Raw genomic sequence first — 22,999 nt, forward strand, 5'->3', positions numbered from 1 at the left:
GCCAGAGTGGATACCCAGGCCACCCCATCTCGGAGTACACTTCTGCTCTTGCGTATTTTTGCCGGGAGTCGTCATGAGCAAGTTATTCAAGCTGGCCAGCCAGTTTCAACCCGCCGGGGATCAGCCGAGGGCCATCGCCCAGCTGCTCGACGGCATCGAGTCTGGCCTCGCCCATCAAACCCTGCTCGGGGTGACCGGCTCGGGCAAGACCTTCACCATGGCCAACGTCATCGCGACCCTCAATCGTCCCACCATGATCCTGGCTCCCAACAAGACCCTGGCGGCCCAGCTCTATGGGGAGATGAAGGAGTTCTTCCCCGACAACGCGGTGGAGTATTTCGTCTCTTATTACGACTACTACCAGCCCGAGGCCTATGTGCCGACCACCGATACCTTCATCGAGAAGGATGCCTCCATCAACGATCACATCGAGCAGATGCGGCTGTCGGCCACCAAGGCGCTGCTGGAGCGGCGCGACGTGGTGATCGTCGCCTCGGTGTCGGCCATCTACGGCCTGGGGGATCCGCAGGCCTACCTCAGCATGATGCTGCACCTCAAAGTGGGGGATGTGATCAACCAGCGGGACATATTGCGCCGCCTCGCCGAGCTGCAGTACACCCGCAACGACATGGCCTTCCAGCGCGGCACCTTCCGGGTGCGGGGGGAGGTGATGGACATCTACCCCGCCGAGTCGGACAAGCTGGCCCTGCGGGTGGAGCTGTTTGACGAGGAGGTGGAGCGCCTCTCCCTGTTCGATCCGCTGACCGGCGCCATCGAGCAGACGGTGGTGCGCTACACCATCTACCCCAAGACCCACTACGCCACCCCGCGCGAGACCATCCTGGGGGCCATCGAGCACATCAAGGAGGAGCTCAAGGGGCGACGCGAGCAGCTGTTGTCCCTCAACAAGCTGGTGGAGGAGCAGCGCATCAGCCAGCGCACCCAGTTCGACATGGAGATGATGCAGGAGCTGGGCTACTGCTCCGGCATCGAGAACTACAGCCGCTACCTCTCCGGCCGCGCGCCGGGGGAACCGCCGCCCACTCTGTTCGACTATCTGCCGGGGGACGGTCTGCTCATCATCGACGAATCCCACGTTACCGTGCCGCAGATCGGCGCCATGTTCAAAGGGGACAGATCCCGCAAGGAGACCCTGGTGGAGTACGGCTTCCGCCTGCCGTCGGCGCTGGACAACCGGCCGCTCAAGTTCGACGAGTTCGAGGCGCTGATGCCGCAGACGGTGTTCGTCTCGGCGACCCCGGGCCCTTACGAGCTGGACAAATCCGGCGGCGACGTGGTGCAGCAGGTGGTGCGCCCCACCGGTCTGCTTGACCCCGAGGTGGAAGTGCGGCCGGTCAGCACCCAGGTGGACGATCTGCTCTCCGAAATCCGCAAGCGGGTAGCGGTGGAGGAGCGGGTGCTGGTCACGACGCTCACCAAGCGGATGGCGGAGGACTTGACCGAATACCTGGCGGATCACGAGGTACGGGTGCGCTATCTGCACTCGGACATCGACACCGTGGAGCGGGTGGAGATCATCCGCGACCTGCGTCTGGGCAAGTTTGACGTGCTGGTGGGCATCAACCTGCTGCGCGAAGGGCTCGACATGCCGGAGGTCTCCCTAGTGGCCATCCTGGATGCAGATAAAGAGGGCTTCCTGCGCTCCACCCGTTCGCTGATCCAGACCATAGGCCGGGCGGCGCGCAACCTCAACGGCAAGGTGATCCTCTACGGGGATACCATCACCAACTCCATGAAGGTCGCCATTGAAGAGACCGAGCGGCGCCGCGCCCTGCAGCACGCCCACAACCTGGAGCACGGCATCACGCCGAAGGGGCTCAACAAGGCCATCGGCGATGTGATGGACATGGGGGGCAGCCGCACCGCGGGCAAGGCCGGCAAGGGGAGTCGCAAGGCCGCTGAGCCGCAAGGGGAGTACCACGCCCGCTCCGCCAGCGAGATCGCCAAGGAGATCAAACGAATGGAGGAGCAGATGTTCCAGCATGCGCGAGATCTGGAGTTCGAGCAGGCGGCGGCGCTGCGGGATCAGATCCAGCGGCTGCGCGGCGAGCTGATCGAGTCATGAGCGCCAGACGCTGGCTCATCTGGCGGCGCCTGCGTCGCCTCTATCAGGGCTTTCGCCATCCAGCCACCCCCTGGTGGGCCAGGGGGTTGGTGATCCTGGTGCTGCTTTACGGCATCAGCCCGGTGGATCTGGTGCCAGACCTGGTGCCGCTGGTCGGCTGGCTCGATGATGCCACCCTGCTGTTGCTCCTCCTGTGGGGCTGGGAGCGCTGTCTGCCGGCGCCGGTGCGCAAGGATCTGGAGAGCGTCTCCTGAGCGGTCAGGGCACGACAGGTTTGCGATATCGGGGGAAGGCTGAGGCGGGATAAACGGTTTCATTCGAGCGACGCCAAGCGGCGAGTACAGGAGGCACTCCACAGCGATTGTGGCCTGCTTGGCATTGGCGTAGACTCCACGCCGTTCACATCATGAGTATGGAAAAATGGATCTGATCCTCTTTGCAATCGACTTTATCCTGCACGTTGACGTGCACCTGAAAGAGCTGTTTGAAAACTACGGTATCTGGGTTTACGCCATCCTGTTTCTCATTATCTTCTGCGAGACCGGACTGGTGGTCACCCCCTTCCTGCCGGGTGACTCCCTGCTGTTTGCCGCCGGTGCCCTCACCGTGGGCAGCGTGCTGGACGTGCACACCCTGGCGGCCGTGCTGATCATCGCCGCCGTGCTCGGCAACGTGGTGAACTACACCATAGGCCACTTCTTCGGCGAGCAGCTGTTTCGCAACCCGGACTCCAAGATCTTCCGGCGGGACTATCTGGACAAGACCCACGCCTTCTACGCCAGACACGGCGGCAAGACCATCATCATCACCCGCTTCCTGCCCATAGTGCGCACCTTCGCCCCCTTCGTGGCGGGCATGGGGGCCATGACCTATCCGCGCTTCCTGGCGTTCAATCTGGTGGGGGGGCTCTTGTGGGTGATCTCCTTTGTCTACGCCGGCCACTTTTTCGGCAACCTGCCGGTGGTGCGGCAGAACTTTACCCTGCTCATCTTCGGCATCATCGGCATCTCGCTGCTGCCCATGGTGATCGGCATGGTGAAAGCCAAGCTCAACGCCGGCAAGGTGGCTTCCTGAGTCAGCCTTGTTGGCCGTGTCATGAGAGGGAGCCGCAGGCTCCCTTTTTTGTTTGAGCATGGTTCTGATTGCTGATTTCTCACTGATGAGCCTGGAGGAAAGGCTAATAGGCGAGCAAGCAAGCGGTCACCAGGATGGCTGGCAGGGGAGCGAGACATTGAAGAACGATATCAGGGGGCAAGGTGCCACCCACTATCTTCATGAAAAAGGGAGCCACTGGCTCCCTTTTCGCGACGGATGATGTTGATCCGACCTAGTTGCAGCAGCGCCCCTTGACCAGGTTGCCGATGGCCACCACCACGAACACCAGCAGGTAGGCGGCGAAGATGGCCACCAGCCACTGGGGCATGGAGAAGCTCAGGAACTGCCAGCTGACCTCGCTGCAGTCGCCATCCGGGAAGAACATCCAGGGGATCCACTGATCCAGCGGTGCCCAGCTCGGGAAGTCGACAAACCCTTCGCAGACATTGAAGGGAGAGGGGTTTACCTGATAATCCACATGCTTGAGCGCCAGTTTCAGGCCCCAGAAGGCACTGGCGCCCCACATCAGCAGGGCGCTCCAGCGCACATACCATTTCTGCGGAGCCACCATGCCGAGCAGCGCCGCCATGAGGACCCCGAGGGTGGCAAGCCGCTCATAGATACACATGACGCAGGGATGCAGACCCAGCACGTGCTGGAAGAAGAGGGCGCTCAACTCGAGGAACAGGGCGGAGGCTGCAAGCAGGCCCCATGCCAGGCGATGGGCGGCTATACGTCGCAGAAACTCTATCATCTGGTTGATCTCACAGAAAAAACAGTGGCTGAATTAGAGCAGAGCAGGGGCCAAAAAGAAAGGGCCCTGGCGGGCCCTCATGGCACTCAGTAGAGTGCGGACAGTACCGCAGGTGCGGCGTTGTCGAGCGTCAGCCAGCCGGCCTGATAGTACCAGTCGGTGAGCGGGCCGAGCAGAAACTCCACCGAGAAGAAACCCACCAGACCCAGCACCAGGGTATAGGGCAGCGCCATCCACACCATCCGGCCGTAGGAGAGGCGCAGCAGCGGCGCCAGTGCCGAGGTCAGCATGAACAGGAAGGCGGCCTGGCCGTTGGGGGTGGCCACCGACGGCAGGTTGGTACCGGTGTTGATGGCCACCGCCAGCAGCTCAAACTGCTCGCGGCTGATGGCATTGTTGAGCAGGGCGGTCTTCACCTCGTTGATGTAGACGGTGCCGACGAAGACGTTGTCACTGACCATGGAGAGCAGGCCATTGGCCAGGTAGAAGAGCGCGAGCTGGGCGTCGGGTTCGGCCGCCAGCACCCACTGGATCACCGGCTTGAACAGCTGCTGATCGATGATGACGGCGACCACGCTGAAGAAGACGGCCAGCAGGGCGGTAAAGGGCAGTGCCTCCTGGAATGCCTTGCCGAGGGAGTGCTCTTCGGTGATGCCGGTGAGGGAGGTGGCCAGCACGATGACGGACAGACCGATGAGGCCCACTGCCGCCAGGTGCAGAGCAAGCCCCAGAATGAGCCAGAGGGCGATCACCGCCTGCACGATCAGCTTGGCCTTGTCCTGAGCGGTGCGCTCGGCCTCTTCATAACGGTTGTAATCCTCCATGATGCGGCGTACCGCGTCCGGTAATTTGGCGCCATAGCCAAACCAGCGACACTTTTCGACCAGGACGCAGGTCAGCAGACCGCAGATAAACACCGGAACCGTGACTGGAGACATGCGAATGGCGAATTCGACGAAGTTCCAGCCGGCCTGTTCACCGATGATCAGGTTCTGCGGCTCTCCCACCAGGGTGCAGACGCCACCGAGGGCAGTACCGATGGCGGCATGCATCATCAGGCTGCGCAGGAAGGCGCGAAAGTCATCCAGGTGTTGACGATTGAGCTCGTTGACGGTGCCATCATCGGTGTAATCGTGGGAGTGGCCAAACTCCTTGCCGGAGGAGACCTTGTGATAGATGGCGTAGAAGCCGGTGGCGACGCTGATCACCACGGCAATCACGGTGAGGGCATCGAGGAAGGCAGACAGGAAGGCGGAGACCAGACAAAACGCCAGGGATAGCATCGTTTTGGAGCGGATCCGGATCAGCAGCTTGGTGAACACGTAGAGCAACAGCTGCTTCATGAAGTAGATGCCGGCCACCATGAAGACCAGCAACAGCAGCACTTCGATATTGGCGACCAGTTCGTGTTTGACCTGCTGTGCCGAGGTCATGCCGATCAGCACTGCCTCAATGGCCAGCAGGCCGCCGGGTTGCAGCGGATAGCACTTGAGGGCCATGGCCAGGGTGAAAATGAACTCGACGACCAGCAGCCAGCCGGCCATGAAGGGATCGAGATAAAAGGCGATCGGGTTGATCAGCAGGAATAGAAGAATAGCGGCCTTGTACCACTGGGGGGCGTTGCCCAGAAAGTTCCTGGCAAAGGCTTGCCCTAAGCTGATTGGCATAATAATGGGTCTCTGTTTTGTGGTTGGTATCTGCGTCTATGCAGTCAAGACAGGCTCGACCAGAACATCCGGATGTTGTCCCTTATCAGATTGATTCCTCATGATTTTAATCAAAAAGAGCATTAACTATAAATAACATAGTCGCGCTTGCCCATGAGTATGGTGGTTTTATGGGCAATCCAGGGGTTGGCTGGCACCCATTGCTGGCTGAAATACATTTTTTTAACAAAATCACCCACCGATGTGAGCAGAGGACTGACCTTCTGCTTGCCAGCCCTCCCTGCTTTGCTATTATTCGTGAGCCTTTTTTACGTACTACAACAGAGTCACTACATGGTCATAAAAGCGCAGAGCCCCGCAGGGTTTGCCGAGGAATACATCATCGAGTCCATCTGGAACAATCGCTTTCCTCCAGGATCCATCTTGCCGGCCGAGCGCGAGCTGTCCGAGCTGATTGGCGTGACCCGAACCACCTTGCGTGAAGTGCTGCAGCGTCTGGCCCGCGATGGCTGGCTCACCATCCAGCATGGCAAACCGACCAAGGTGAACAACTTCTGGGAGACCTCGGGACTCAACATTCTGGAGACCCTGGCTCGTCTCGATCAGGACAAGGTGCCGGATCTGGTGGCTCAGCTGCTGTCGGCGCGTACCAACATCTGCACCATCTTCATTCGTGGCGCGATCCGCAACAACCCGGAGCAGGCCGCCGAGATCCTGCGCGGCGCCGCCGAGGTGGAGAACACAGCCGAAGCCTATGCGGACTTCGACTACCGGTTGCACCATCAGCTGTCGTTCGCCTCCGGCAATCCCATCTACGCCTTGATCCTGAACGGTTTCAAAGGGCTGTACAGCCGGGTTGGCCGCTACTACTTCTCCGACAAGCAGGCGCGAGAAACCGCGGATGCCTACTACAAGACCCTGCTTAACCTGGCCGAGACACAGAATCACGAGGCCGTGTTCATGACGGTGCGTCAATACGGCATCGAGTCCGGCAAGCTGTGGACTCGTCTGCGCCAGGATATGCCGAGCAACCTGTGCGACAACTGAGCCTGTTCTGATGCAAGAAAAACGCGCCGATTGGCGCGTTTTTTATGGCTGCAAGGTGAGGGGATCAGACCGGTTTCTTCTCCGGGCAGCGCCCTATGATGTCGGGAGGCAGTTCGCCATTGTCCTGCTCAAGTATCACGTCGAAACCCCACAGCTGGTGCAGATGCTTGAGCACCTCGTGACGGGAGTCCCCCAGCGGGATCCGGTTGTGTGGCACATAGCGCAGGGTGAGGGAGCGATCCCCCTTCACCGCCACGTTGTAGACCTGGATGTTGGGCTCCAGATTGCTCAGGTTGTACTGGGCTGACAGGGTGTTGCGCACCTGACGATAACCTTCGTCGTTGTGGATGGCCGAGACCTTCAGGTAGTTCTTCAGGTCGTCGTCATCGATGGCAAACAGCTTCATGTCGCGCATCACCTTGGGACTCAGGAACTGGCTGATGAAGCTCTCGTCCTTGAAGTTCTGCATGGCGAAATGCAGCGTCTCCACCCAGTTGCTGCCGGCGTAGTCGGGGAACCAGTATCTGTCCTCCTCGGTCGGGTGCTCGCAGATGCGGCGCAGATCGGTGAACATGGCAAAGCCGAGGGCGTAGGGGTTGATCCCCGAGTAGTAGCGACTGTTGTAGGGGGGCTGATAGACCACGTTGGTGTGGCTGTGCAGCACCTCGATCATGAAGCGATCGCTTATCTTGCCCTCGTCATAGAGGTGATTGAGGATGGTGTAGTGCCAGAAGGTGGCCCACCCTTCGTTCATCACCTGGGTCTGTTTCTGCGGGTAGAAGTACTGGCTGATCTTGCGCACGATACGTACGATCTCGCGCTGCCAGGGCTCCAGCAGGGGGGCATTCTTCTCGATGAAATAGAGAATGTTCTCCTGTGGCTCGGCCGGATAGCGCCGGTCTTCCACCCCGGAGGCCTTGTGCTGTTTGGGCAGGGTGCGCCACAGCTCGTTGACCTGGGTTTGCAGATAGTCTTCCCGTGCCTTCTGTCGTCGTTTCTCTTCGGCCATGGAGATCTTCTGAGGCCGCTTGTAACGATCCACCCCGAAGTTCATCAGTGCATGGCAGGAGTCGAGCAGTTTCTCCACCGCGTCGATGCCGTGCTTCTCTTCACATTCGGTGATGTAGTTCTTGGCAAACAGCAGATAGTCGATGATGGAAGAGGCATCGGTCCAGGCCTTGAACAGGTAGTTGTTCTTGAAGAAGGAGTTGTGGCCGTAGCAGGCGTGGGCCATCACCAGGGCCTGCATCGGCATGGTGTTCTCCTCCATCAGATAGGCGATGCAGGGATCCGAGTTGATGACGATCTCGTAGGCCAGCCCCATCTGGCCACGCTTGTAGTTGCGCTCGGTGTGGATGAAGCGCTTGCCGAATGACCAGTGCTGATAACCGATGGGCATGCCGACGCTGGAGTAGGCATCCATCATCTGCTCCGCCGTGATCACCTCTATCTGGTTGGGGTAGGTGTCCAGTCGATAGAATTTGGCGACCCGGGCTATTTCTTGATGGTAAATATCCAGCAGGTCGAAGTTCCAGTCCGGGCCATCGTCCAGCGGCGCTACTTTTCTTGCGGTTTCTACCATATGACCTCCCTCAAGCCGCTTGCTTCTTGAACAGCTCCCGGAATACCGGATAGATATCCTCGACCTTGCGAATATGTTCCATCGCAAAGTGGGGGAACTGGCTGGCTACCGACTCATACTCGTGCCACAGGGTCTGGTGAGCGCGGGTGGTGATCTCGATGTAGGAGTAGTACCGCACCCGCGGCATGATGTCCCGCACCAGGATCTCCCGGCACTGCGGCGAGTCGTCGGCCCAGTTGTCACCATCTGACGCTTGTGCCGCGTAGATGTTCCACTGGTTGGCGGGGTAACGTTCGTTGATGATGTCGTTCATCATCTTGAGCGCACTGGAGACGATGGTGCCGCCCGTCTCCTGGGAGTAGAAAAATTCGTGCTCGTCCACTTCCTTGGCCTGGGTGTGGTGACGGATGTAGACCACTTCGACGTTCTTGTAGGTCCGGCTCAGGAACAGATAGAGCAGGATATAGAAACGCTTGGCCATCTCCTTGGTGGCCTGATCCATGGAGCCTGACACGTCCATCAGGCAGAACATCACCGCCTGGCTGGAAGGCACGGGCCGCTTGACGAAGTTGTTGAACTTGAGATCGAAGGTGTCGATAAAGGGCACCGCATCGATCCGTCTCTTCAGCTCACGGATCTCTTTTTCGAGCTGGGCCATCTCCGCAAAGTGTTCGGTGGGATCGGCGGCCAACAGGGCGAGACGATCCTCCAGTTCGTGCAGCTGGCGTTTCTTGCCTGCCTGCAGCGCCATGCGGCGGGCCAGCGAGTTTTGCAGTGAACGCACCACGTTGATGTTGGCGGGCACCCCGTTGGAGGTGTAACCCGCCCGGTAGGTTTTGACTTCCATCAGCTGATTGAGCTGGGTTTTTTGCAGCCTCGGCAGTTCCAGATCTTCAAACAGCAGGTCCAGATACTCATCCTTGGAGATCTGGAAGACGAAGTCGTCCGCCCCCTCTCCCTGGTTGGAAGCCTGCCCTTCGCCAGATCCTTGACCGCCACCTCCTCCCTTGGGGCGGTCAATCTTGTCGCCGGAGACGAATTGGTCGTTGCCGGGGTGCACCATCTCCCGTTTACCGCCTTGCCCCTGATGGAAATGGGGCTCGCCGATGTCCTTGGTCGGGATGCTGATGCTCTCGCCGGTATCCACGTCCTGAATGCTGCGCTTGGAGACAGCATCAGAGACCGCTTGTTTGATCTGCTTCTTGTAGCGGCGAATGAAGCGCTGCCGATTGACAGCGCTTTTGTTTTTGCCGTTGAGCCTGCGGTCGATAAAATGCGCCATAACTCCCCCTTGAACAGTCAGGGTCAGGATGACTTGCGTACCCTGAGATACCACTCGGAGAGCAGACGCACCTGTTTGCGGGTGTAGCCTTTCTCCATCATCCGTTCGACAAAGTTATCGTGCTTCTTCTGCTCCTCGGCCGAGGTTTTGCTGTTGAAGGAGATAACCGGCAGCAGCTCTTCCGTGTTGGAGAACATCTTCTTCTCGATCACGGTGCGCAGCTTCTCGTAACTGGTCCAGTTGGGGTTACGGCCTGCATTGTTGGCGCGGGCACGCAGCACGAAGTTGACGATTTCGTTGCGGAAATCCTTCGGGTTGCTGATCCCGGCGGGTTTTTCAATTTTCTCCAGCTCGCTGTTGAGGGATGCGCGGTCAAACAGCTGGCCGGTCTCGGGGTCACGGTACTCCTGATCCTGGATCCAGAAATCGGCGTAGGTGACATAGCGATCGAAGATGTTCTGACCGTACTCGGAGTAGGACTCGAGGTAGGCGGTCTGGATCTCCTTGCCGATGAACTCCACGTAGCGCGAGGTCAGATAGCCCTTGATGAACTCAAGGTAGCGGTCGTGCAGCTCCTGCGGGAACTGTTCGCGCTCGATCTGCTGCTCCAGCACATAGAAGAGGTGTACCGGGTTGGCCGCCACTTCCGCGTGGTCGAAGTTGAAGACGCGGGAGAGGATCTTGAACGCAAAGCGGGTGGAGAGGCCATTCATCCCCTCGTCGACACCGGCGTAATCGCGGTACTCCTGATAACTCTTCGCCTTGGGATCGGTGTCTTTGAGACTTTCGCCATCATAGACCCGCATCTTGGAGTAGATGCTGGAGTTTTCCGGCTCCTTGAGGCGCGACAGCACGGAGAACTGACCCAGCAGCTCCAGGGTTCCCGGGGCGCACTTGGCATCGGTCAGCTCACTGTTGACCAACAGCTTCTCGTAGATCTTCACCTCTTCCGACACCCGCAGGCAGTAAGGCACCTTGACGATGTAGACCCGGTCGAGGAACGCCTCGTTGTTCTTGTTGTTGCGGAACTGCTGCCACTCGGATTCGTTGGAGTGAGCCAGCAGGATGCCGTCGAAGGGGAGGGCGGAGAGCCCCTCGGTACCGTTGTAGTTGCCCTCCTGGGTGGCGGTCAGCAGCGGGTGTAGCACCTTGATGGGCGCCTTGAACATCTCGACGAACTCCATGATCCCCTGGTTCGCCTTGCACAGCGCGCCCGAGTAGGAGTAAGCGTCGGCGTCATCCTGGGCGAAGTGCTCCAGCATGCGGATGTCCACCTTGCCGACCAGAGAGGAGATGTCCTGGTTGTTGTCATCGCCCGGTTCTGTCTTGGCAATGGCAATCTGGTCGAGGATGGAGGGGTTGACCTTCTCCACCTTGAACTTGGTGATGTCGCCACCAAACTCGTGCAGCCGCTTGGCGACCCAGGGGGACATGATAGGGCGCAGGTAGCGGCGCGGGATGCCGTACTCTTTTTCCAGCAGCTCGCCATCTTCTTCAATGTCGAACAGGCAGAAGGGGTGATCGTTGACCGGTGACCCCTTGATGCGATAGATAGGCACCTTCTGCATCAGGGATTTGAGTTTTTCTGCCAGCGAGGATTTACCACCGCCGACCGGGCCCAGCAGATAGAGGATCTGTTTCTTCTCTTCCAGCCCCTGGGCGGAGTGTTTGAGATAGGAGACGATCTGTTCGATGGCCTCTTCCATGCCGTAGAAGTCTTTGAAGGCGGGATAGCGTGCCACGACGCGGTTGGAAAAAAGACGACTGAGTCTGGGATTGGCAGAGGTGTCGACCATCTCAGGCTCACCGATGGCGGTCAGCAGACGTTCGGCGGCGGAGGCGTAGCAGGACTTGTCCTGCTTACACATATCCAGGAACTCCTGGATGCTGTATTCCTCTTCCCTGGCTTTCTCATATCGCTGTTGATAATGCTCGAAGATGCCCATAACTTTGCCCTCGTTATAGTCGCTTACCCTGAAAAGAGTGGATCACTACTTTTGTTCTGTTTACCTCATTAAGCCTAGTCAACAGCCCCCAGTAATCCATCACCAACTATTGGTTTAAATTTGCAAGGGTACTTCCCGACCCGATGCGGGAAGGCGCAATCAGTGACACACCTATGTTACTGACTGTTAAATTATTTTTGCCATGATAGTGAGGCAAATGTCAAAGACATAAAAAATAAATGTTTGTCAAAAAATGGAAACTGCACCGCATTGTTCCTGGCCGGCTGCCGCAAGCGCAGTCAGGGCAAGGGGGAGCGCGCCATGCAGCAGAAATGGCATTACGTTTACGTGCACGTAAAGTTAATTGTTTGGTGTTTTAGCTCTAATTTTTACATTGACGCTACATTGCGACTGCTCTAGATTGGCCCTGTGTCGGGCAGTCAGCGCTTTAGCAAGAGAGTGGCTGGTTGCCGATACAAAGCTCTGTTTAAGCACGTTTCCGTTGGCTTGACCCTCGCAAATGCGAGGGTCTTATTTTTTCAGCGCAATCGACGCTGTCTGGTGAGCTAGTGATCGTGGTGGAGCGGATAAATGCGGGAAACCGCCGCCAGGACGTCGGCGAAGGGGTGGGATGCCAGCTGGCCAAATCCGGCCAGGCTTTTCGCCTTGACCCGGGTGGTGAGCGGCGTGGCGATGCCGCACAGAAAGCGGGTCAGGATGCGCGGATGCCGGGTGTGACACAGGGCCACCAGGGGATCGCACCAGGCTCTTAGTCCCTGTTCATTGGGGAGTGTCCGGCCGGGCAAGGGGGGGAGCTCTGCCACCTCGCCCCGACAGACAGAGCAGTGCCCGCAATGAGTGGGCGCAGCCCGATCGGCAAAGTAGCGTGCCAGTTCATGGCTCAGGCAACTGCTTGAGGTAAAGAAACCCAGCAATGCCTGCAGACGGGCCAGCTCGCTGTGTTCTTTCTTTTCAAACAAGTTGTGCAGCTCATCGGCCTGGGTTGCCACGTCAATCTCCTGGCGCAGCACCCGGTAAACCTCGGTCATCTGCTTGCTTTCCAGTTCGATCCAGCCCTGCTGCTGCAGGTAGTCCAAGGCCGCCGCCGCGCGGTGCCGCTCCCCCTGATAGCCTTGCCAGAGTGCTTCGAAGTCCATGGTGCACCAGCTGCGGGCCTGCGGGGCGCAGGCGAACAGCTGCTCCAGGAACAGGCGTCGTTCGGGGTTGAAGCGGGCCAGGATCTCCACTTTCTCCAGCACGAACTTGAAACGGTACTCGGCAAAGTAGCTGTAGGCCGGGGCTATGATGCCCGCCATCTCCAGATAGACCAGCAGGGTCTTGAGAGGTAGTTGGCGGATGTTGGTCTCATTGGACAGACGCAGCAGGCTGAATTCCCACTCGCTGCCGCTTTGCAGCAGGATCTCGAGCAGCGCGACGATGGCCAAGCGATCCGGAGTGTCGCCATAGACGAAATTCTCCAGCACCGGCAACTGGCTGCGATTGGCCAGCACGATGCAGCGGGAAGGCTGGCCGTCGCGGCCGGCACGGCCTATCTCCTGGCTGTAGTTTTCGATGGACTTGGGCAGATCGTAATGGATCACCCGGCGAATATCGGCCTTGTCGATGCCCATGCCAAAGGCGATGGTGGCCACGATGCAATCCAGCTTGCCGGTCATGAAGTCGTGCTGGATCTGGCTGCGCAAGGTGGCGTCGAGCCCGGCATGATAGGCTCGGGCCCTGATCCCGCGCTGCTGCAGCTGGGCGGCACAGGCTTCGGCAGTGTGTTGCAGGGTGACGTAGATGATGGTGGGGGCGGCGGGATCGCGCGCCAGTTCCCCATGCAGCCAGCCATCGCGCGCCTCGGCGGGCAGGGGGACGACGGCCAGGTCCAGGTTGGCGCGATAAAAGCCGGTGACGATGAGCCCGTCATCCTCGATGTCGAATTTGGCCTGCATGTCGGCCATCACGGCCGGGGTGGCGGTGGCGGTCAGCAGCAATACCTGGGGAATGGCCAGTTCGCGGCGATAGTCAGGCAGCTTGAGGTAGTCGGGGCGAAAGTTGTGGCCCCATTCCGAAATGCAGTGAGCCTCGTCCACCACCAGCATTGACAGCGGCACCTGCTGGATGAAGCGGCGAAAGCGCTCGTTCTTGAGGCGCTCCACCGAGATCATCAGGATTTTGAGCTGGCCGTCGTTGGCCTGCTGCATCACCCGGCGGCTCTCCTCCGCTGTCAAGCTGGAGTCGAGGGTGGCGGCGGCAATCCCCTTGCTGCGCAAAAAGGCGAGCTGATCGTGCATCAGTGCGATCAGGGGGGAGATCACCAGGGTCAGGTGGGGCAGGGCCAGTGCCGGCAACTGATAGCAGAGGGATTTGCCTGAACCGGTGGGGAAGATGGCGGCGGCGTTCTTGCCCGCCAGCAGCCGGCTGATCACCTCTTCCTGTCCTGGCCTCAACCGATCGAAGCCAAAGTGACGGGTCAACAGGGATGAGATCATGGCAAAGGCTCCGCGGCAAAACCGTCATGATACCACCGCCGGGTGGAGGCTGGCGGCCAATCGGGAGGGAAAATGGCATCCATTTGAGCGTTGTTGATATTGTGTTATCTCGGTGTTGTAGATTTTTTGTGAGGCGAAGCGGATATTTTTCAGTGATTCTGTGGAAAAAAGCGGCTGCAGATGGGATATTCCTTGTCCGCAACCCCGTGTGTTTCCGGACAGGCTCGACAGAAGGCTTGCCGGGGCAGACGACGCCAGCCCGTGACATGGGTGTCGCCTGGTGTAGCGGTTGCCAACAGGACTAATGATTCACGCACTTAGGTGCTCAGGGACTATTTGATGACACAACAACACCCCCTCATAAGACTGGTCAACAGCACCAGCCTGGTTAGCCAGATCCTGGTCGGTCTGGTCTTCGGTATCCTCCTTGCCATGTTCATGCCGGAATGGGCCAAAGCGGCGGGTCTGCTCGGCAGCCTGTTCGTCGGCGCCTTGAAGGCGGTGGCGCCGCTGCTGGTCTTCGTACTGGTGATGGCGGCGATCATCGGCCACAAGCAGGGTCAAAAAACCAACATGAAGCCGATCCTGCTGCTCTATCTGCTGGGAACTTTCCTGGCGGCTGCGGTGGCCGTGGTTGCAAGCTTCCTGTTCCCCACCAACCTGCACCTGGTGGCCAACAGTGCCGAGATCACCCCGCCCGGCGGCATCACCGAGGTGCTGCAGACCCTGCTGTTCAACGTGGTGACCAACCCGGTCAAGGCGTTGCTGGACGCCAACTATATCGGCATTCTGGCCTGGGCCATCGGCCTTGGCATCGCCATGCGCCACGCCAGCGAGGGGACCAAGGCGGTGATCACCGACCTGTCCCACGGTGTCTCCACCATTGTGAAAGCGGTGATCCGCTGCGCGCCGCTCGGCATTCTGGGTCTGGTAGCCTCCACCCTGGCGGAAACCGGTTTTGAGGCCCTGTTTGGCTATGCCCAACTGCTGGTGGTGCTGATCGGCTGCATGCTGTTCATCGCCTTCGTGGTCAACCCGCTCATCGTGTTCTGGAAGATCCGCCGCAATCCCTATCCGCTGGTGCTGACCTGCCTGAAAGAGAGCGGCGTCACCGCCTTCTTCACCCGCAGCTCCGCCGCCAACATCCCGGTCAACATGACGCTGTGCGAAAAACTGCGTCTGCCGGAGGATACCTACGCGGTCTCCATCCCGCTGGGCGCCACCATCAACATGGCCGGTGCGGCCATCACCATTACCGTGCTCTCCATGGCGGCGGTCCACACCCTGGGGATGGACGTGGATCCGGCGACGGCCATTCTGCTGTCCGTGGTTGCGACCGTCAGTGCCTGCGGCGCCTCCGGTGTGGCCGGCGGCTCCCTGCTGCTGATCCCGCTGGCATGCAGCCTGTTTGGCATCAGCAACGACATCGCCATGCAGGTGGTGGCGGTCGGCTTTATCATCGGCGTGCTGCAGGACTCCGCAGAGACGGCCCTCAACAGCTCCACCGACGTGCTGTTCACCGCCGCGGCCTGCATGGCCGAAGATGAGACCCTGCTGGACATCTCGCCGGTGCCCAACAGCGAAGCCTGATAGCCGTATCTTCGCATCACAACGACAACGCCCTCATTCGAGGGCGTTTTTTATTGCCGCCCGGATGGGGCGGGTAGCTGTCGTGACTCCTGGCACCCCTCCCGGCAAACAGAGAAGAAGGCTTCACGACCAGAAACCCGGTAGCCGTCACTGAGTCGGGATGGAGGGGGGCGAGCGTGGAAGAGAGAGGGCTTTGCCGTCTCGGATGATGCGGCAGGAGTGATCGACTTGACGGCGGCTCGATACACCATCTCGAGCAGGGTGGGTCGTCAGAGCGAAAACGTGAGCAGGCATGGCCGGATTGTTGTGGCTGGCTTGCCAGCTAACTCGCTCTCAAGGGTGCCTCTCTTTTTGCCTCGCGAAGATCTGCAATCAGCCCTGCACCATAAAAAAAATGCCAGCCGGTTACCCGGCTGGCATTGTTGCTGGTCTCTGACCGCGTCAGCCGATCAGCTGGTAAAGGATGGCGGAGATGGCAGTCATCCCCATCAGGGCCACGAAGACGTTGCTGATGTGGCCCTGATACTTCGCCATGGCCGGCACGCGCTTGATGGCGTACATCGGCATGATGAACAGGATGGTGGCGATGATGGGGCCGCCCATCGACTCGATCATGCCGAGGATGGAGGGGTTGATCACAGCTGTGCCCCACAGGGTCAGGATGAAGAAGGCGATGATGAAGATCTCGACCTTCTTGTGGTTCGGCTCCTTGCCGGACTTGCGCAGGTTCTGGACGATCATCCCCTTCAGGCCTTCACGGGCACCCAGGTAGTGGCCGAAGAAGGAGGAGACGATGGCCACGAATGCCACCAGCGGACCGAAGTAGGAGATGATGGGGCTTGAGTGCTGGTTGGCCAGGTAGGAGAGCACGGCAATGTTCTGGGACTTGGCTTCGGCCAGCTGTGCCGGGGTCAGGCTCATCACGCAGGAGAAGACGAAGAACATCACGAAACCGAGCAGGATGGTCGCGGTGCGCTTGAGGATGGCGTCAGACTTCTCGACCGCCTGCTCGCCGTGATCGCGGCGCTGGGCCAGGGAGAAGCTGGAGATCGCCGGGCTGTGGTTGAAGGAGAACACCAGCACCGGGATGGTCAGCCACAGGGTGATGGCAAAGTCCTTGCCGGACGGTACCTGGGAGAGGGCGGCACCGGTCCAGTCCGGGATCAGGTAGAAGGAGATCCCCACCAGGATGGCGATGAGCGGGTAGACCAGGAACTCGGTCACTTTGAGCATCAGCTTCTCGCCAGCCAGCATCACCGACATCATGCCCATGATCAGCACGATGGAGAGGATCCAGCGCGGCGGCGCCGTCATCTGCAGCTGGTTGACCATGAAGCTTTCCACGGTATTGGTGATGCCCACCCCGTAGATCAGCACGATGGGGTAGATGGCGAAGAAGTAGAGCAGGGTGATTAATTTGCCGGCACCCACGCCGAAGTGCTCTTCCACCACTTCCGTGATGTCTGCATTGGGTTTGCTTGACGAGAGCACGAAGCGGGCGAGGCCGCGGTGTGCCAGATAGGTCATGGGGCCGACCAGCAGCGCCATGACCACCAGCGGCCAGAAGCCGCCCATGCCGGCGTTGATGGGCAGGAACAGGATGCCGGCGCCGACGGCGGTACCGAACAGGCTGATTACCCAGCGAGTGTCTTGTTTGGTCCAACCACGCGATTGGACTGAGCGGGTTCCTTGCTCCTGTGAGGTCGCAACATCCTGTGCGCCGGTGACAGTATTAGACATGTGTCTCACCCCTGAATTGTGGTTTTTATAGGATCGGCGCAAGGATACGGGTTTTTTAATCAAAAATGTTGATCAAATTCACCTTTATGGGACTGAAAACCGCACTCTTTTATGGAAATGTGATCGAAAGAAGAATTAATCAATTATTTTTTATAAAATACCACGTTATTTTAGTGTTAGCGCATGAATATTGCACAGGCATTTGTTGGCAATATGTTATCTGGAGAGTTGCCGTGACAGCTGGCGGATCATGCTGGCGGTCGCGCCCCAGATAAAATGGTCCTGCCAGGGGATCCAATAGATGGTATGCAGGTGATCGGCTCTGGGAATGGTCAGGGCGATATGGTGGCGCGGATCCAGCAGGTGGTTGAGCGGCACTTCGAAGGCCTGGTCGACCTCGTCCCGGCTCAGGGTGAGCTGATAGTCGGCCGCCACCAGTCCCAGCACCGGCAGCACGTCATATTGCGAGACGGTGTTGAGGGGCGCGAGGGTGCCAAGCACCTCTATCTGGGCCGGGACTATGCCGAGCTCTTCCTGGGTTTCCCGCAGCGCCGTGTGGATCAGATCCCGGTCGTCCGGATCCTGCCTGCCACCGGGGAAGCTTATCTGTCCCGCATGGTGGCGCAGGTGCGGACTGCGCCGGGTCAGCAGCAATTGCAGGCCGTCGGCCCGTTCAACCAGCGGCAGCAGCACGGCGGCGGGCTTGAGCCCGGCCACCGTCAGCCGGTGAGCGGGGGCGGGGCGTTGCAACAAAAAGCGGGTCAGCAGTTCTGCTCGTTCCATCTCGATTCTTCTTCACTCCTTCAAGTCGCTGAGATCATTTTGTCAGGTTTTCAACGCAGTGCGTCCAGCAGCGGCAGGATGCGAGCCACCTTGTCATAGGTTTCCTGATATTCGTCGTCCACGTCGGAGTCGGCGATGACGCCGCCGCCAGCCCAGCAGTGGAGCTGGCCCTGTGCGGCGATCAGGGTGCGGATGCAGATGCTGGTGTCCATTCGGCCGTGCTGGCTGAGGTAGCCGATGCTGCCGCAGTAGGCGTTGCGCCGCTGGGGCTCCAGCTCCTCGATGATCTCCATGGCCCGGATCTTGGGGGCGCCTGTGATGGAGCCACCGGGGAAGCAGGCGCGCAGCAGATCCACGCCCTGCCAGCGGGCATCCAGTTCGCCGTGAATGGTGGAAACCAGGTGGTGCACCGCCGGAAAGGATTCCACCGCAAACAGGCTGGGCACGCTGACCGAACCGGGCCGGCTCACCCGGCCGATGTCGTTGCGCAGCAGATCCACGATCATCAGATTTTCCGATCTGTCCTTGTCGGCCTCCGCCAGCTCGCGGGCACTGGCTTGATCCAGCGCAGGGTCGGCCAGCCGCGGGCGAGTGCCCTTGATGGGCTTGGTCTCGATGTGGCGCTGGTCGAGCAGCAGGAAACGCTCGGGGGAGAGGCTCAGGATGGCCCCTTGCGGCAAGCGCAGGAAGGCCGAGAAGGGGGCGCGGTTGGCCCGTGACAACGCTTGGTAAGCCTGCCACTCGTCACCTCGATAGGGGGCGCTGAAACGCTGGGTCAGGTTGATTTGATAGCAATCCCCTGCCGCCAGATAGGCCTGCACCCGGGCAAATTTGTCGCCATATTCGGTGCGGCTCATGTTGCTGCGCCAAGCGCCTGCAAGAGCGAAGGGGTCTGCGGCAAGCTCGTGCTGCGCCTCCAGCCACTGCAGCCGGCGGGCAAGGCCGGCCTCGTCGCCCCAGTGCACCAGCTGCCATTTGCCCGTTGCCACCTCCCGCAGCAGGGCCCAGTCATAGATGCCGACCGCCATGTCAGGAATGGTGACGTCGCGGGTGGCCAGGTTCGGCAGACGCTCGAAGCGGCGGCCCAGATCATAGCCAAACAGGCCGAGCGCCCCGCCGATGAAGGGCAGGGGGGGCGCTTGAGTGGTGATCTCTCCCAGCAGGTCGCGCTGGCACCGGGCCAGCAGGGTCAGCGGATCATCTTCACTGGACTCGTGTTGCTCTCCCTGCTCGATGCGGGTCAGCGCCCCGTCGGTCTGCAGGGTGGCCAGCGGATCGGCGGTGATGATGTCAAAGCGGTTGTCCGCACCCAGCGGGCCGGCGGATCCCAGCAACATAGCCCAGGGCAGGTGGTGAAGGCGGGCGAACAGCGCATGGAGCGCCATCTGGTGTTCAAAATGGTGGATATGCAGCGTTGGTTTCATTTTTTGTTACACAGGCAACAGTTTGCAGCCTGCTCCCTAGCCGGTACGGGGTGGCAAGCGTATCATAGGCGCCGGAATTTTTAGAAAAAACGCGCCGTTGTCTTATCGGGCAGACAGGCAGACCGCCTGGCACCACCCCACCGAAGCACGGCTCATATGGAAGCCCTTGCTCCAACCCACACGGGAGACAAGGACCAGTGAGGATGATATGAGCATCATTAAAAAACAGGATTTTATCGATTCCATCGCCGACGCCCTGCAGTACATCTCCTACTACCACCCCCTCGATTTCGTGCATGCCGCCAAGGCTGCCTATGACCGGGAGATCAACCCGGCCGCCAAGGATGCCCTGGCCCAGATCCTGATCAACTCCCGCATGTCCGCCGAAGGCCATCGTCCGCTCTGCCAGGATACCGGCATCGTCACCTGCTTCGTCAAGATCGGCATGCAGGTGCAGTGGGACAGCGACATGACTGTGCAGGAGATGGTGGATGAAGGGACGCGCCGCGCCTACACCAATCCGGACAACCCGCTGCGTGCCTCCGTGCTGGCTGACCCTGCCGGCAGCCGCAAGAACACCAAAGACAACGCCCCGGCCGTGGTGCACATCGACATGATCCCGGGCAACAAGGTGGAAGTGAGCATCGCGGCCAAGGGCGGCGGCTCCGAGAACAAATCCAAGATGGTGATGCTCAACCCCTCCGACGACGTCGTCGAGTGGGTGCTCAAGACAGTGCCGACCATGGGGGCCGGCTGGTGTCCGCCCGGCATGCTGGGCATCGGCATCGGCGGTACTGCCGAAAAAGCGGCGGTGCTGGCCAAAGAGGCCCTGATGGAGCACATCGACATTCAGGAGCTGATCGCTCGTGGTCCAAAGACCACAGAGGAAAAGCTGCGGGTCGAGCTCTACGACAAGGTCAACAAGCTCGGCATCGGTGCCCAGGGCCTCGGCGGCCTCACGACCGTGCTGGACGTGAAGGTGAAGTCCGCCCCGACCCATGCCGCCTCCAAGCCGGTGGTGATGATCCCCAACTGCGCGGCCACCCGCCATGTCCACTTCGAGCTGGATGGTTCCGGCCCGGCCGAACTGACCCCGCCGAAACTGGAAGATTGGCCGGAGATCACCCGCTCGGCTGGCGGCAACGTGCGCCGGGTCAATGTCGACGGCATCACCAAGGCAGAGCTCGCCAGCTGGAAGAGCGGGGATACCGTGCTGCTCTCCGGCAAGATCCTCACCGGTCGCGATGCCGCTCACAAGCGCATAGCCGACATGCTGAAAAAAGGTGAGGGGCTGCCGGAAGGGGTCGATTTCACCAACCGCTTCATCTATTACGTGGGCCCGGTCGATGCCGTGCGTGACGAGGTGGTCGGCCCGGCCGGCCCGACCACCTCCACCCGGATGGACAAGTTTACCGACATGATGCTGGGGGAAACCGGTCTCATCGGCATGATTGGCAAGTCCGAGCGGGGCCCCAAGACGGTCGAGAGCATCAAGCAGCACCAGGCCGTCTATCTGATGGCCGTCGGTGGTGCCGCCTATCTGGTGGCCAAGGCCATCAAGAAGGCGCGGGTGGTGGCCTTCGCCGATCTGGGGATGGAAGCCATCTATGAGTTCGAAGTCGAGGACATGCCGGTGACCGTGGCGGTCGACTCCCAGGGCAACAATATCCACGAGACCGGGCCGGCCTACTGGTCTGCCAAGATTGCCGAGCTCGATGGCAAGCTGGCGTGAGTTGAAGATGTCTGAGGGCTGTTCACCTGCGGTATGGAGACGGGTCTTTATGCCCTGAGTGCATGCACCGGTGCGATGCGCGACTGCCATGGATGTGGCCGTCATCCAGCCTCAGCCATAACAAACAAAACGAAGGCGACCCCAGGGTCGCCTTTTCTTTTCGTCTGCGTGTCAGTCGTGCGAATTTGAACTGCCAACTGCCAACTGCCAACTGCCAACTGCCAACTGCCAACTGCCAACTGCCAACTGCCAACTGCCAACTGCCAACTGCCAACTGCCAACTGCCAACTGCCAACTGCCAACTGACGCTCTCTGTGCGTGGCGCACAAGGCTGTCAACGCTGGATCCCACGTCCGCTAGTTGGCTGGCGCCTCTTCACCCTTGCCACTGTTGTCTGGTGGCAAGGGCTCTTTTTACTCTGTGATTGGCAAACGATTCATCACCCAATTAAAAAGTCATCATCAATCTAGCTGAACAACCCATCTCCTCACACGGTTGGGGGTCAGTGATTGAGATAGACATCCTGTCCGCCATAGACCAGCGAGCCACCATGAGCGGGAGAGGAGGCGACTGGCTCGAAGAAACGGGTCAATACGCCACAGCGTTGCCCCAGGGTGCTCAGCTTGGCCCGATCCAGCGTGACCTGTTCCGGCAGCCAGGTCAGCACGGCGGCGCAGCGGCCGTTGCCCAGACTCTGCTCCAGCGTGGATTGCCAGTTCTTGATCTTGGGGCTGTGTACCACCAGTACCCGAGCCGGATTGATCCCCTGTGCCTGCAACTGCTTGGCCACGGGCAGACCGGGTGGCGCGATGAGCAGGATCCAGCCCGTGTCACCCTGGCTCAAGCGCACCAGCTCATCGAGTAGCGGCGGCTCCCGGGTGAGGCTCGCAGAGTGGCGATATTCGTCCTGCTTGCCCTGATGGCGAGTGGGCCAGGGGCTGCTCATGCTGGCGACGGAGACAAGGGTGTGGCTCATGGGCTGGCTCATATGCTTTCCTGTATGAATAACCATGCTGTATGTGCATACAGTAGTTGTTGTTCGCAGCAGTGACAAGCCGTTTGTGGCCAAAAATGTGATCTGAACGGTAATGAATGAAATTAAACTTCTGATTTTAAAGGATATAAATTTCAACCTTGAGGTGGGTGTTTTTCAGGCTATGGACAAAGCGGGCAGGGACGCCCATGGTTATACAGTATGTCCTGTACATAGGAGAGATGAGGATGGACGTCAGCACCTTGCAACGACTGGATGCCAATATCCTGCTCGGGATCATCAATGAGAAGCTGCGGCTGGAGTGCGATGGGCTGGAGGAATTGTTGGCCTATTACGACATGACGGAAGACCAGCTTGCCACCCGCCTGTTGCAGATTGGCTACCACTACGATCCCATGAGCAACCAGTTCAAGGCTCACGGTTGAGCGGCGAACACTCCCCGAATGGCACTGTTTTATTTTTTCATGAATGGCGCACATTGAAATCGTTTTCAATGTGCGCTGAATTTTCAGCTATTTTCATGGATTTTCAGCGCTTGGCAATCATTGAAAACCTATTCATGAGTTTATATTTGCGCCATAAGATTAACGTTTTGATTTTAAAGGAAATGATGGGTTTGTATTTGCAGGTTTCAGGAAAGGGTTTTCAAACTTGAACTGTCATTTTTATACGTTAAAGTGTGACTTGCGTTAACTTTTCAAGCTGCGGCTTTAGCTAGTATGCCCACGCCGGAACATATTCTCAGATAACAACAGCACCGGTCCCTGATGGGATAACAATTT

Annotated in this window: 18 protein-coding genes; 8 read left to right on the forward strand and 10 right to left on the reverse strand. The window is 59.4% G+C overall.

Annotated features, from left to right (window positions below; all coding sequences use genetic code 11):
* Positions 1–73 precede the first annotated feature (73 nt).
* The 3 genes from uvrB (at position 74) to ACB031_RS00975 (ending at position 3,160) form a co-directional block, all read left to right on the forward strand.
* Entirely contained in the window at positions 74–2,086 is a 2,013-nt protein-coding gene (uvrB, locus tag ACB031_RS00965; RefSeq protein WP_139397886.1) for an excinuclease ABC subunit UvrB, read from the forward strand.
* Entirely contained in the window at positions 2,083–2,340 is a 258-nt protein-coding gene (locus tag ACB031_RS00970; RefSeq protein WP_017782664.1) for a YkvA family protein, read from the forward strand. The genes uvrB and ACB031_RS00970 overlap by 4 nt, the downstream gene beginning before the upstream one ends.
* 166 nt (positions 2,341–2,506) lie before the next feature.
* The gene (locus ACB031_RS00975; RefSeq protein ID WP_005300347.1) at positions 2,507–3,160 is read left to right on the forward strand and encodes a DedA family protein; all 654 of its coding nucleotides are present in this window, start codon (positions 2,507–2,509) and stop codon (positions 3,158–3,160) included.
* 253 nt (positions 3,161–3,413) lie between these two features.
* On the opposite strand, the gene dsbB is transcribed toward ACB031_RS00975, so the two are convergent.
* Positions 3,414–3,935 carry a disulfide bond formation protein DsbB gene (gene dsbB / locus ACB031_RS00980; protein ID WP_005300350.1) on the reverse strand — a complete coding sequence of 174 codons (522 nt, stop codon included), beginning with the start codon at positions 3,933–3,935 and terminating at the stop codon, positions 3,414–3,416.
* Between the two features lie 86 nt (positions 3,936–4,021).
* Complete coding sequence (gene nhaB, locus ACB031_RS00985) at positions 4,022–5,602, reverse strand: Na(+)/H(+) antiporter NhaB (RefSeq protein ID WP_005300353.1); 1,581 nt, start codon at positions 5,600–5,602, stop codon at positions 4,022–4,024.
* 333 nt (positions 5,603–5,935) lie between these two features.
* Between nhaB and fadR the strand changes: the two genes are divergently transcribed.
* A complete protein-coding gene (gene fadR, locus ACB031_RS00990; protein WP_371138836.1) occupies positions 5,936–6,649 on the forward strand; it encodes a fatty acid metabolism transcriptional regulator FadR in 714 nt (237 codons plus the stop codon).
* Positions 6,650–6,713: 64 nt separating this feature from the next.
* Here fadR and ACB031_RS00995 read toward each other — a convergent pair whose 3' ends face one another.
* The 4 genes from ACB031_RS00995 to ACB031_RS01010 form a co-directional block, all read right to left on the reverse strand.
* The gene (locus tag ACB031_RS00995) at positions 6,714–8,231 is read right to left on the reverse strand and encodes a SpoVR family protein (RefSeq protein WP_005300359.1); all 1,518 of its coding nucleotides are present in this window, start codon (positions 8,229–8,231) and stop codon (positions 6,714–6,716) included.
* 10 nt (positions 8,232–8,241) lie between these two features.
* Positions 8,242–9,513 (reverse strand): YeaH/YhbH family protein, encoded by a 1,272-nt coding sequence (locus tag ACB031_RS01000; protein ID WP_010634123.1) that lies wholly within the window; start codon positions 9,511–9,513, stop codon positions 8,242–8,244.
* 23 nt (positions 9,514–9,536) lie between these two features.
* Complete coding sequence (locus ACB031_RS01005) at positions 9,537–11,459, reverse strand: PrkA family serine protein kinase (protein ID WP_371138837.1); 1,923 nt, start codon at positions 11,457–11,459, stop codon at positions 9,537–9,539.
* A gap of 566 nt (positions 11,460–12,025) precedes the next feature.
* Positions 12,026–13,954: an ATP-dependent DNA helicase RecQ gene (locus ACB031_RS01010; protein ID WP_371138838.1), complete on the reverse strand. Its 1,929-nt coding sequence runs from the start codon at positions 13,952–13,954 to the stop codon at positions 12,026–12,028.
* 339 nt (positions 13,955–14,293) lie between these two features.
* On the opposite strand from ACB031_RS01010, the gene sstT reads away from it, so the two are divergent.
* Positions 14,294–15,544 (forward strand): serine/threonine transporter SstT, encoded by a 1,251-nt coding sequence (gene sstT / locus ACB031_RS01015; protein ID WP_010634121.1) that lies wholly within the window; start codon positions 14,294–14,296, stop codon positions 15,542–15,544.
* 441 nt (positions 15,545–15,985) lie between these two features.
* Here the strand turns inward: sstT and ACB031_RS01020 are convergent, their stop codons facing one another.
* From ACB031_RS01020 to pabB, 3 genes are all read right to left on the reverse strand, one after another.
* Entirely contained in the window at positions 15,986–17,284 is a 1,299-nt protein-coding gene (locus ACB031_RS01020; protein WP_017782660.1) for a serine/threonine transporter, read from the reverse strand.
* A gap of 216 nt (positions 17,285–17,500) precedes the next feature.
* Positions 17,501–18,067, reverse strand: coding sequence for a CoA pyrophosphatase (locus ACB031_RS01025; RefSeq protein ID WP_005300376.1), 567 nt, complete (start codon positions 18,065–18,067; stop codon positions 17,501–17,503).
* Between the two features lie 50 nt (positions 18,068–18,117).
* On the reverse strand, positions 18,118–19,452 hold the full coding sequence (gene pabB / locus ACB031_RS01030) for an aminodeoxychorismate synthase component 1 (protein WP_181969427.1): 1,335 nt from the start codon (positions 19,450–19,452) through the stop codon (positions 18,118–18,120).
* Between the two features lie 247 nt (positions 19,453–19,699).
* On the opposite strand from pabB, the gene ACB031_RS01035 reads away from it, so the two are divergent.
* Positions 19,700–21,223, forward strand: a complete 1,524-nt coding sequence (locus ACB031_RS01035; RefSeq protein ID WP_005300383.1) for a fumarate hydratase — start codon at positions 19,700–19,702, stop codon at positions 21,221–21,223.
* Between the two features lie 502 nt (positions 21,224–21,725).
* On the opposite strand, the gene ACB031_RS01040 is transcribed toward ACB031_RS01035, so the two are convergent.
* Entirely contained in the window at positions 21,726–22,211 is a 486-nt protein-coding gene (locus ACB031_RS01040; RefSeq protein ID WP_017765430.1) for a cell division inhibitor, read from the reverse strand.
* A 233-nt stretch (positions 22,212–22,444) separates the two neighbouring features.
* On the opposite strand from ACB031_RS01040, the gene ACB031_RS01045 reads away from it, so the two are divergent.
* The gene (locus ACB031_RS01045; RefSeq protein WP_005300391.1) at positions 22,445–22,642 is read left to right on the forward strand and encodes a DUF4250 domain-containing protein; all 198 of its coding nucleotides are present in this window, start codon (positions 22,445–22,447) and stop codon (positions 22,640–22,642) included.
* Entirely contained in the window at positions 22,639–22,872 is a 234-nt protein-coding gene (locus ACB031_RS01050) for a hypothetical protein (protein WP_371138839.1), read from the forward strand. The genes ACB031_RS01045 and ACB031_RS01050 overlap by 4 nt, the downstream gene beginning before the upstream one ends.
* Positions 22,873–22,999: the final 127 nt, after the last annotated feature.

It is taken from the genome of Aeromonas sp. S8(2024) (assembly GCF_041403085.1).
GTDB lineage: Bacteria > Pseudomonadota > Gammaproteobacteria > Enterobacterales > Aeromonadaceae > Aeromonas > Aeromonas dhakensis.